The sequence below is a fragment of the Nostoc sp. LEGE 12454 genome, from assembly GCF_056620565.1.
This window is the reverse complement of the sequence record NZ_JBWQXL010000015.1, coordinates 136,014-146,323: the sequence shown is the minus strand read 5'-3', so window position 1 is coordinate 146,323 and position 10,310 is coordinate 136,014. Positions and strand designations below refer to the sequence as shown.

Sequence of the window (10,310 nt, the reverse complement as noted above, 5' to 3'; positions counted from 1 at the left end):
AAATTCTGGGCAACCTTACCTCATCTCTCCATTGGCGATCGCCTGGCTCATGCCATTACTTTGCTCTCTGACATTAAAAGCTGTAATCCCTATCCCGCATACTTTACAGCTTTTCTTAGTGCCATTCATCTCTAAATCAAAGGACTTGCCTTTGCACATTGTTTGTGAAATACTACTCCTAAAGTACGGCAAATTGATAGATTTTAAGTAGTTTTATACAAAAATTACCATAAAACATCGCGTCCTGAAAGCAATTACAGGCTAATCCTAAGATGACAAACACAGAAATTCGCACTGCTCAAGTGAAAGTCCCTAACGGAGATTTGCAAATTGATGCTTACTTAACTGAACCAGCCCAAAAGGGAACCTTCCCAGCCGTTATTGTGATTCAGGAAATTTTTGGGGTTAATATTCACATTCGGGAAGTTGCTGAAAAATTTGCCAAAGAGGGTTATGTGGCGATCGCACCGACTTTATTTCAACGCACTGCTCCCGGTTTTGAGGGTGGATACACTCCTGAAGATGTTCAGCAAGGGAGAGGGTATAAAGAGCAGACAACAGCAGAGGAAATATTGAGTGATATTAAAGCTGCGATCGCCTATTTAAGAACTCTACCAAATGTGCAAGGAGATGCGATCGGCTCTATTGGTTTCTGCTTTGGTGGTCATGTCGTTTATCTAGCTGCCACCTTACCAGATATTAAAGTTACAGCTTCCTTCTATGGTGGCGGTATTCCCAACTCAACTCCCGGCGGTGGAGAACCAACCATCACCCGCACTCCAGAGATTAAAGGCCCCATTTACGCCTTCTTTGGTCTTGATGACCAGGGAATCCCCTTAGAACATACAGAACAGATTGAGGCTGAATTGAAGAAAAATCAGATTACTCATGCTATTTTCCGTTATCCCGGTGCAGGACATGGCTTTTTCTGCAATCATCGCGCCAGCTACAATGCCGAAGCTGCCGCCGATGCTTGGAAAAATGTTCAAGAACTGTTCCAAAAGAACCTTCAGCTTCAAAAAGTCTAAATCTTGAGGTTACGAGTAATACAACACTAGAGGCGCACAAATGTATGCCTCTACGACTAGTCAAAAGTAAATAAAAAACAAAGTATCACGTCCATGATTCCCGCCTTCCAACAGCCACGAGTTAAGATTTTTCAAGGTTTTTCACTATTACTTTTACCTGGATTATTAACAATCTCAACAACCTTAATCAGTTGCTCAGTCCAAACCCCAAATTCAGCAAATCAAACCACTGGGTTGAAAACAAAAGTTGTCCGAATGGGATATCAAAGTTCTGGGGATATTTTCAGACTTAAAGGATTGATCGAAAAACGTTTAAAGCCTTTAGGTGTTTCTGTAGAATGGGCGCAATTTGCCGCCGGACCACAACTGATGGAAGCAATGAATGTGGGTAGAGTTGATATTGGCTCTGTAGGCGAGACTCCCCCGATATTTGCCCAAGCTGCTGGCACATCTTTAGTTTATGTTGCTAGTAATAAACCCAGTACTGGTAAAGGAAGCGGGATTATCGTTCAAAATAATTCACCGATTCGGACTTTAGCCGATCTTAAAGGTAAAAAAGTAGTTTTTCAAAAGGGTTCTGCTTCCCATTACTTATTAATAAAAGCTTTGGAAGAGGCTGGTTTGAAATATAATGATATTCAAGCTATTAGCCTCCCTCCTTCAGAAGCTCGTGATGCTTTTATTCAAGGCAAAATAGATGCTTGGGTAACTTGGGACCCTTATTTAGCCGTGGCCCAAAAAAAGGCCAATGCTCGTGTTTTGCGAGATGCTAGTGGCATTTCTACTCAGGGCGGATATTATCTGGCTGCGCGAAAATTTGCCACAGAAAATCCGAAATTAGTACGATTAGTTCTTGAGGAGATAGATAACACAGGGCAATGGGCTGAGAAAAACCGAGCAGAAGTTGTAAAACTGACTATTCCTCACCTCAAAATTGATGAAGATATTTTAACAACAATGGTTGGAAGGCGAACTTACGGGTTAAGACCAATTACACCCGAAATCATGGAAAAACAACAGAAGATTGCAGATTTGTTTGCCAAAGAAAAAGTGATTCCTAAACCCATCAATATTAAGGAAGCGATGCTGACTAGCGAACAATATGCAGCTATAACACCAGAAACCATTAGCCAGAAATAGCGCCAGGAGATAAGAAAATGGAAGTTTTTTGGTATTTGCCGACACAGGGAGATGAGCGTTATTTAGGTACTACAATCGGCAGGCGGCCAGCCACTTATCCCTATATGCAGCAAATCGCCCAAGCTGTTGATAAATTGGGCTATGGCGGGATGTTGATTGGTACGGGACAAAAACAAGATACTTGGATTGTAGCTACTTCATTAATTTCAGTTACGGAACGCTTGCGGTTTCTTGTAGCCTTTTGTCCGGCAATTATGTCACCTTCTTTGGCGGTTAGGATGGCTGCTACTTTTGACCAGATTTCTAATGGTCGAATTATTCTGAATGTTGTCACTGGTGGCGACACAAAAGAACTTGCTAAAGATGGGATTTTCTTAGATCATGACCAGCGTTATGAACTTACAGATGAGTTTTTGACTATTTGGCGATCGCTCATGCAAGGTGAAGAAGTAACCTATAGTGGTCGCCATTTGCAAGTTCAAGGCGCAAAACTCCAATTTCCTCCCGTACAAAAGCCTTATCCGACCTTATATTTTGGTGGTTCTTCAGATGCGGCGCTCCAAGTTGCTGCCAAACACATTGATGTGTATTTAACTTGGGGTGAACCACCAGATCGAGTTGCCCAAAAGATTGCAAAGGTACGTCGATTAGCAGCAGAACAAGGTAGAACAGTCCGCTTTGGGATTCGGATGCACGTTATAGTCCGCGAAACTACGCAAAAAGCTTGGGATGCGGCCAATGAACTGATTCAGTATGTTGATGATGAAACCATAGCAGCCGCATATCAGCGGTTTGGTCAATCGGAATCAGAAGGACAACGCCGTATGGCTCAACTGCATAATGGTAATCGCAAAAACCTAGAAATTAGCCCCAACTTATGGGCAGGTGTTGGCTTAGTGCGTGGAGGTGCTGGGACTGCCTTAGTTGGAGATCCAGACACAGTTGCAGCGCGGATGCTGGAATATGCCGATTTAGGAATTGATACCTTCGTTTTCTCAGGGTATCCCCATCTCGAAGAAGCTTATAGAGTCGCAGAATTACTGTTTCCCAAGTTGCCATTACAAACTCCAGACATCGCATTAGCGCAGCAGGTTGCAAGTACATTCAGTGAATTTGTTACCAAAACGGATTTACTTAAACCCCAACCTGTGTAAGCAATTCAAAATTCAAAAAACTAGCGTGATTTAACTCATAACACCTTAGTACAACATTGCATAAATTCGGCAAAACTCTGCGTTCCTCTGCGCTTACTTTGCGTGCCTTTGCGTTTAAAAACACTACGATTTACGCGCATCCAATTTTTACCAAATAAAAAAAAGCATGAGTACGAAAAAACCTCAACTTAGACTAGGTGCATTCTTGCCCAGCACTGGCCATCACGTAGCGTCATGGCGACACCCCGAAGCGCAAGCTAATGCTGGTTTAAGCTTTCAGCATTATAAAAGGCTGGCACAGACGGCAGAACGCGGCAAATTTGACATGATCTTCTTTGCAGACGGGGTGGCTGTGCGCGACCGTAATCAAAGCGCCGACCTTTTGAGCCGAAATGGGAAACTCGTCCACTTTGAACCTCTCACCCTGTTGTCGGCTTTATCTGTAGTAACGGAAAACATCGGTTTGACGGCGACAGTATCGACTACATACAACGAGCCTTATCACCTCGCCCGCAAGTTTGCATCATTAGATTATCTTAGCGGTGGCCGTGCCGGTTGGAATCTCGTAACTTCAGCTACTGAAGCTGAAGCGCTGAACTTCAATCGGGAAAACCACATGGAGCATACCCTACGTTATCAGCGTGCCAAAGAGTTTGTGGATGTTGTCACGAAACTCTGGGATAGTTGGGAGGACGATGCCTTCTTACATGATAAGGAATCGGGTATTTACTTCGATCCAAATAAACTGCACGTTCCCAACCACAAAGGCGAACATTTTTCAGTGCGTGGGCCGCTAAATGTGGCGCGTCCCATCCAGGGTTATCCGGTGATTATTCAAGCTGGATCTTCCGAGGATGGTAAGGATCTGGCTGCACAAACGGCGGAGGTAATTTTTACTGCCCAGCAGACCTTGGCAGAAGCTCAGGCATTCTATGCAGATGTGAAGGGGAGACTGGCTCAATACGGGCGATCGCCTGACCATCTGAAGATTATGCCAGGTATATTCCCAGTTATCGGCAAAACCGAGCAAGAAGCTAAGGACAGATTCGATCAAATTCAGGAGTTGATCGATCCGGTGGTCGGCTTAAATTTGCTTGGCTCAATGATTGGTGGATTTGATCTATCCGACTATCCATTGGACGGGCCGTTGCCGGAGCTACCAGAGACTAACGGCGGTAAAAGCCGTCAGCAACTTTTGACTGACCTGGCTCGTAGAGAGAATTTAACGATTCGACAACTGTATTTGTCGATAGCTGGAGCGCGTGGGCATCGTCAAATTCTAGGCACACCAGAACAAATTGCCGATCAGCTAGAAGATTGGTTTGTCAATGGCGGGGCAGATGGCTTTAATATTATGCCACCTTGGTTGCCGGGAGGATTGGATGAGTTTGTAGACTTGGTAATTCCGGAATTGCAACGTCGCGGTCTGTTCCGTACAGAGTATGAAGCACGAACCCTGCGCGAAAATCTTGGTTTACCTCGTCCAGTAAATCAGTTTAACAAAGTTGCTATTCCTGAAGCGGCGATCGCCTAATTTTTTCTAAAGCAAGTTTTGCAGCAAAAAGGCTCAAGCATTCCTGCCTGAGCCATGACTAAATTCAATTTGTTGAGATAAGCAGGGGGCAGGAGGCAGGAGGCAGGAGGGAAGAGAGTTTTAGCCTAGTTAATTTTTCTTCACATAGTTTGGTTTTATTGTGCCGACTTACCTGTATCTTTCGATCGGCAGTGAATAAGCTCAGTTAAAATTTATCGCAATAGTAATGTAAGATAATTATCTGGATGATGTCTGGTTGAAATCTATAACCTAAACAAAATCTAAATTACTAAAGCTGGGAGTTGGGAAACTCCGGTGAAATTCCGGGACTGTGCCGCAGCTGTGATGGGATGACCCAAGTCAGAATGCCAACTCTCAGGATGTCCTCAAGACACACTCACCGTCTACTCCCTGCGTTGCACGGGGAAGGAGTTCTAAGTTTGGTTTCTGGATTTGCCACTTGTCCTGGCTTGTTTTATCCTACTCCCGCCGCAGATGGTATATTATCTCGCGTTAGAATACCAGGTGGAATTATTAGTAGTCAGCAGTGCCGTGCGATCGCAGATATAGCAGAACAGCACGGTGGCGGCTATATAGATGTGACTAACCGAGCTAACCTGCAAGTTCGTGAAATCCGCACGGGGATAAATGCTGAGGTTCTAAAGTACCTACAAAATATGGGATTGGGTTCTGACAATACTGTTGTAGACCAAATCCGCAATATTATGACCAGTCCAACTGCTGGTATCGATCCGCAAGAATTAATCGACACTCGCCCTTTTGTCCAAGGTTGGGATGATTATATTGCAGCACATCCGGCGCTTTCGGGACTGTCGGCAAAATTTAGCGTTTGCTTTGATGGTGGTGGGATAATTCAGGTGTGCGATCGCTTGAATGATATCGCCTTTGCAGCTGTCTTAGTTAACGATAATGTTTATTTTCGCCTCTATCTCAGTGTCGGCGAGAAGGGTCAATCGCCCAGCGATACGGGAATTTTGTTACCACCAGAGGACTGTTTGCCCGTCTTAGCAGCTTTAGCGGATGTCTATCTAGCTTATAGTCATACTACGAGTAAGCGGCGGCTGCGTCTGAGAGAGTTATTGAATACTTTGGGTTGTGAAAATTATCTCCAAGAAGTTGAGCAGCGTTTGCCTTTTTCTCTTTTGTACAGTGAAATAAGAAAATACCTACTCCCTCAGCAAGGCAAGGGAGAGAAATATCAGCATATTGGCATCCATCCCCAACGTCAGCAAGGCTTATTTTACATTGGTGTCGTCTTGCCCCTTGGCCGATTGGAGAGTAGACAGATGCGGGGTTTAGCAGATTTAGCAGCAAAATACGGTAGTGGAACTCTCAGGCTAACTCCTTGGCAAAATTTGCTCCTTACAGATATTCCTCAGCAATGGGTTGCTGATGTCCAAAGTGAAATTGCTTTATTAGGATTAGATTCCTCTGCAACCAATATTAAGGGTGGATTAGTTGCCTGTTCTGGAAAAAAGGGTTGCGCCGCTTCTGCCACTGACACTAAAAGTCATGCATTGGCATTGGCAGAGTATCTTCAAACTCGCGTTACTCTCGATTACCCAGTTAATATCCACTTCACTGGCTGCGAAAAATCTTGTGCCCAGCACAGCAAAAGTGATATTACTCTCCTCGGTGTCAGCATTGAAGCTGAAAATAGAACTGTGGAAGGCTATCACGTTTATGTTGGTGACAGCAATCAGAAATTCGGACGCGAACTATATCAATATGTAACTTTTGCCGAACTACCTGCATTAATAGAGCGGATGCTATATGTATATAAAATTCAACGCTTAAATTCTGATGAGTCCTTTGGAGAATTTGCTAATCGATTTGCACTGGAACAATTACAGCAATTATTTAATATAATCCCTCAATCAATTGCGAACAACAAGATTGCCACCTTTTTAGAGAAGTCGGCAATCTGAGCCTGTTGATTTTTATATGTCAATCCCAAATTTAAAATCCCAAATTTAATGCCCGACTATATCCGAGATGCCAACGAAATTTACCGTAATTCCTTTGCAATCATCCGGTCAGAAGCAAACCTAGATGTGCTGCCACCAGATGTAGAAAAAGTTGCTGTGCGTCTAATTCATGCCTGTGGAATGACGGATATTGTCACTGACTTGGGATATTCACCAACAGCAGTGCAATCCGCAAGGGCAGCACTGGCAAATGGAGCGCCAATTCTGTGCGATTGCCGAATGGTTGCCGATGGCGTTACCAGACGGCGGTTGTCTGCAAACAATCAAGTTATCTGTACCCTCAACGAACCAGAAGTGCCAGAACTTGCGCAGCGTATGGGTACTACAAGGTCGGCGGCAGCTCTAGAATTATGGCGATCGCACCTAGAAGGCTCAGTCATTGCAATTGGCAATGCGCCCACCGCCCTGTTCCGACTGTTAGAAATGCTCGATGCAGGAGCGCCCAAACCTGCGATTATCTTAGGCTTTCCAGTGGGGTTTGTCGGTGCAGCGGAATCGAAAGCAGCATTGGCGGCAGATAGCAAAAATGTACCATTTTTAACCTTACACGGTCGGCGCGGTGGAAGTGCGATCGCGGCAGCAGCAGTTAACGCCCTGGCAACGGAGGAAGAATGAATACGCAACCCAAAGGTCGTCTCTATGGAATTGGTGTCGGCCCGGGCGATCCCGAACTATTGACTCTGAAAGCGCTGCGGTTATTACGCGCGGCTCCTGTGGTAGCTTATCAATCAGCCACAGATAAAGAAAGTATTGCTAGAGCGATCGTGGCGCAATATCTTCCCGGCAATCAAATCGAGGTACTATTTCACCTCCCCCGCGCTTTGGAACCAGAAAAGGCCAAGTCTATTTATGACAACGAAATTCAACCAATCGCCGACCATTTAGCAGCCGGTCGAGATGTCGTGGTGCTATGCGAGGGCGATCCATTTTTCTATGGTTCATTTATGTACCTGTTCACGCGGTTATGCGACCAATACGAAACAGAAGTTGTCCCCGGAGTTTCCTCGTTGATGGCTTGTCCGGTAGCCTTGGGTGTACCTTTCACCTACTATACTGATATCCTCACCGTCCTACCCGCCCCGTTGCCAGCAGAAGAACTGACAACACATCTGCTGATGACCGATGCAGCCGCAATTATGAAACTAGGTCGTCACTTTACCAAAGTACGAGATATCCTGCATAAATTAGGGCTAGCGTCACGAGCAAGATATATTGAGCGGGCATCAACATCACAGCAACGCATCATCCCCCTAGATGAAGTCGATCCAGCCGAGGTACCCTATTTCTCAATGATTGTGATTCCCACCAAGAATCGACTATAGACTGACCTTTTCTTTTTAGTTAAGGTATTGTTTAACTAATGATTGAGATTTTCCCATAAATAAATACTTCAAGAAAAGTTGATGGTTTCTAATAGCACCTTCACTCCTAATACGATCGCTGCTGGCTTTCATGCCCTGTCTGACCCCCTACGGATTAAGGTATTAGAACTGCTGCGCTCTCAAGAACTATGCGTCTGTGACCTGTGTGACCACCTGGGAACCACTCAGTCTAAACTGTCTTTTCACCTCAAAACTCTTAAAGAAGCGGGTTTAGTTCGCGCTCGTCAAGAAGGGCGCTGGATTTACTACAGCCTCAATCTACCGCAGTTTGCTGTCTTAGAGCAGTATTTAGCAGAATTCCGCCGCTTTAGCCCCATATTACCTATTCGTCCCCCCTGCGATCCTTAAATACTCATCAATTTTTTTTGTAATATTTTGTCTAATTTTAGTTTTATAGGCATTTACGAATCAAGTTTTTTTGAAATGATAGAGATATACTCTTGATATAACTCACGAATTTTAGATTTTCAATTTTGGATGTTGGATTGAATAATCTGAAATTCCTGCTCGAAGCTCCTGCATTCATGTATGGGGTTAATTGTCATGAACAAAAAAACTTCAAAACGCCTCTCCTTTTTTGACCGCTTCCTAACCTTATGGATTTTTTTAGCAATGGCGATCGGTATTGGTTTAGGCTATTTCTTTCCTGGAGTAGAAGCCTTTATCAATCAGTTCCAGGTGGGAGCAACCAATATACCGATCGCCATCGGGTTAATTCTGATGATGTATCCGCCTTTAGCCAAGGTGCGATACGAAGAATCAGGGGATGTATTTCGCAACGGGAAAATTCTCGGTGTTTCACTAATTCAGAATTGGATCGTTGGGCCAATTTTGATGTTTGCTCTGGCAGCTATCTTCTTACATGGTTATCCAGAATACATGACGGGATTGATTTTGATTGGATTAGCCCGATGTATTGCAATGGTAGTGGTGTGGAGTGACTTGGCACGAGGTAACACAGAGTATACGGCTGGCTTGGTTGCTTTTAATAGTATCTTTCAAGTCATCTTTTATAGTCCTTATGCCTGGTTTTTCATTACTGTACTGCCGCCACTGTTTGGGTTACAAGGTAGTGTTGTGAATGTCAGTATTGCTGAGATTGCCAAAAGTGTGTTTATCTATCTTGGTATTCCCTTTTTAGCTGGATTTTTCACTCGTTACTTCTTAGTAAAAGTAAAAAGTAAGCAGTGGTATCATGAGGAATTTGTGCCTAAAATCAGCCCCATCACACTGATTGCTTTATTATTTACAATCGTCGTTATGTTCAGCTTGAAAGGGAATTTGATTGTTCAGATCCCCTTCGATGTGGTGAAGATTGCAATTCCGTTGATTGTCTACTTCATCATCATGTTTTTAGTCAGCTTTTACATGGCTTGGCGCGTTAAAACAGACTATTCTAAAGCCGCAAGTGTCGCATTTACATCGGCAGGAAATAATTTTGAATTAGCGATCGCAGTTGCGATCGCAGTATTTGGCATTAATTCGGGTGTTGCTTTTGCCGCCGTTGTCGGGCCTCTGGTGGAAGTGCCTGTATTGATTGGTCTGGTTAATGTGGCTTTCTGGTTTGAAAAACGTTATTTTTCGCCATCTGAATCGAGAATCTTTTAAATTTAGTCAAATTATTCGGAGGATTTGAACCATGAAACGTGTGATGTTTGTCTGCAAAAAGAATTCTGCCCGTTCCCAAATGGCGGAAGGCTTTGCTAAAACTCTTGGTAAAGGAAAGATTGCAGTGATTAGCTCCGGGTTAGAAGCAAGTCAGGTCAGACCAGAAGCGATCGCAACCATGAAAGAAATTGGTATCGACATTACCGATCAACACTCTAAACCCCTTAGTGATTTCCAAGCACAAGACTTTGATGTAGTGATTTCTTTGTGTGGCTGTGGCGTGAATTTACCGCCAGAGTGGGTTGTGCGAGAAGTATTTGAAGATTGGCAGTTAGACGATCCAGCAGAACAACCAGAAATTTTTCCGAGAGTCCGCGATCAAATCAAAGAACGGATCATTCAATTAATTGAGTCTGTAAATAAAGAATTTACAACTGCTCGATAAATATTATTTG

General features: G+C 44.0%; 10 protein-coding genes and 1 riboswitch. All 10 genes read left to right on the top strand.

Annotation, left to right across the window (positions count from 1 at the left end):
• Window positions 1-272: 272 nt before the first annotated feature.
• Window positions 273-1,028 carry a dienelactone hydrolase family protein gene (locus AC1F2U_RS17955; protein ID WP_480262330.1) on the top strand — a complete coding sequence of 252 codons (756 nt, stop codon included), beginning with the start codon at window positions 273-275 and terminating at the stop codon, window positions 1,026-1,028.
• A 93-nt stretch (window positions 1,029-1,121) separates the two neighbouring features.
• Window positions 1,122-2,168 (top strand): sulfonate ABC transporter substrate-binding protein, encoded by a 1,047-nt coding sequence (locus AC1F2U_RS17950; protein WP_480262329.1) that lies wholly within the window; start codon window positions 1,122-1,124, stop codon window positions 2,166-2,168.
• A gap of 17 nt (window positions 2,169-2,185) precedes the next feature.
• Window positions 2,186-3,322 (top strand): FMNH2-dependent alkanesulfonate monooxygenase, encoded by a 1,137-nt coding sequence (gene ssuD, locus AC1F2U_RS17945; protein WP_480262328.1) that lies wholly within the window; start codon window positions 2,186-2,188, stop codon window positions 3,320-3,322.
• Between the two features lie 166 nt (window positions 3,323-3,488).
• The gene (locus AC1F2U_RS17940) at window positions 3,489-4,856 is read left to right on the top strand and encodes an LLM class flavin-dependent oxidoreductase (RefSeq protein ID WP_480262327.1); all 1,368 of its coding nucleotides are present in this window, start codon (window positions 3,489-3,491) and stop codon (window positions 4,854-4,856) included.
• Window positions 4,857-5,151: 295 nt separating this feature from the next.
• Window positions 5,152-5,235: riboswitch (adenosylcobalamin-variant (AdoCbl-variant) riboswitch) on the top strand.
• Complete coding sequence (gene cobG, locus AC1F2U_RS17935; RefSeq protein WP_480262326.1) at window positions 5,207-6,805, top strand: precorrin-3B synthase; 1,599 nt, start codon at window positions 5,207-5,209, stop codon at window positions 6,803-6,805. (Overlaps the previous riboswitch by 29 nt.)
• A gap of 48 nt (window positions 6,806-6,853) precedes the next feature.
• Window positions 6,854-7,480 carry a precorrin-8X methylmutase gene (locus AC1F2U_RS17930; protein ID WP_480262325.1) on the top strand — a complete coding sequence of 209 codons (627 nt, stop codon included), beginning with the start codon at window positions 6,854-6,856 and terminating at the stop codon, window positions 7,478-7,480.
• Window positions 7,477-8,187: a precorrin-2 C(20)-methyltransferase gene (locus AC1F2U_RS17925; protein ID WP_480262324.1), complete on the top strand. Its 711-nt coding sequence runs from the start codon at window positions 7,477-7,479 to the stop codon at window positions 8,185-8,187. Before AC1F2U_RS17930 ends, AC1F2U_RS17925 begins: the two co-directional genes overlap by 4 nt.
• 81 nt (window positions 8,188-8,268) lie before the next feature.
• On the top strand, window positions 8,269-8,595 hold the full coding sequence (locus AC1F2U_RS17920) for an ArsR/SmtB family transcription factor (protein WP_480262323.1): 327 nt from the start codon (window positions 8,269-8,271) through the stop codon (window positions 8,593-8,595).
• 195 nt (window positions 8,596-8,790) lie between these two features.
• Window positions 8,791-9,855: an ACR3 family arsenite efflux transporter gene (gene arsB, locus AC1F2U_RS17915; RefSeq protein ID WP_480262322.1), complete on the top strand. Its 1,065-nt coding sequence runs from the start codon at window positions 8,791-8,793 to the stop codon at window positions 9,853-9,855.
• Window positions 9,856-9,886: 31 nt separating this feature from the next.
• Window positions 9,887-10,300 (top strand): arsenate reductase, glutathione/glutaredoxin type, encoded by a 414-nt coding sequence (arsC, locus tag AC1F2U_RS17910; RefSeq protein ID WP_480262321.1) that lies wholly within the window; start codon window positions 9,887-9,889, stop codon window positions 10,298-10,300.
• The last annotated feature ends 10 nt before the right edge of the window (window positions 10,301-10,310 follow it).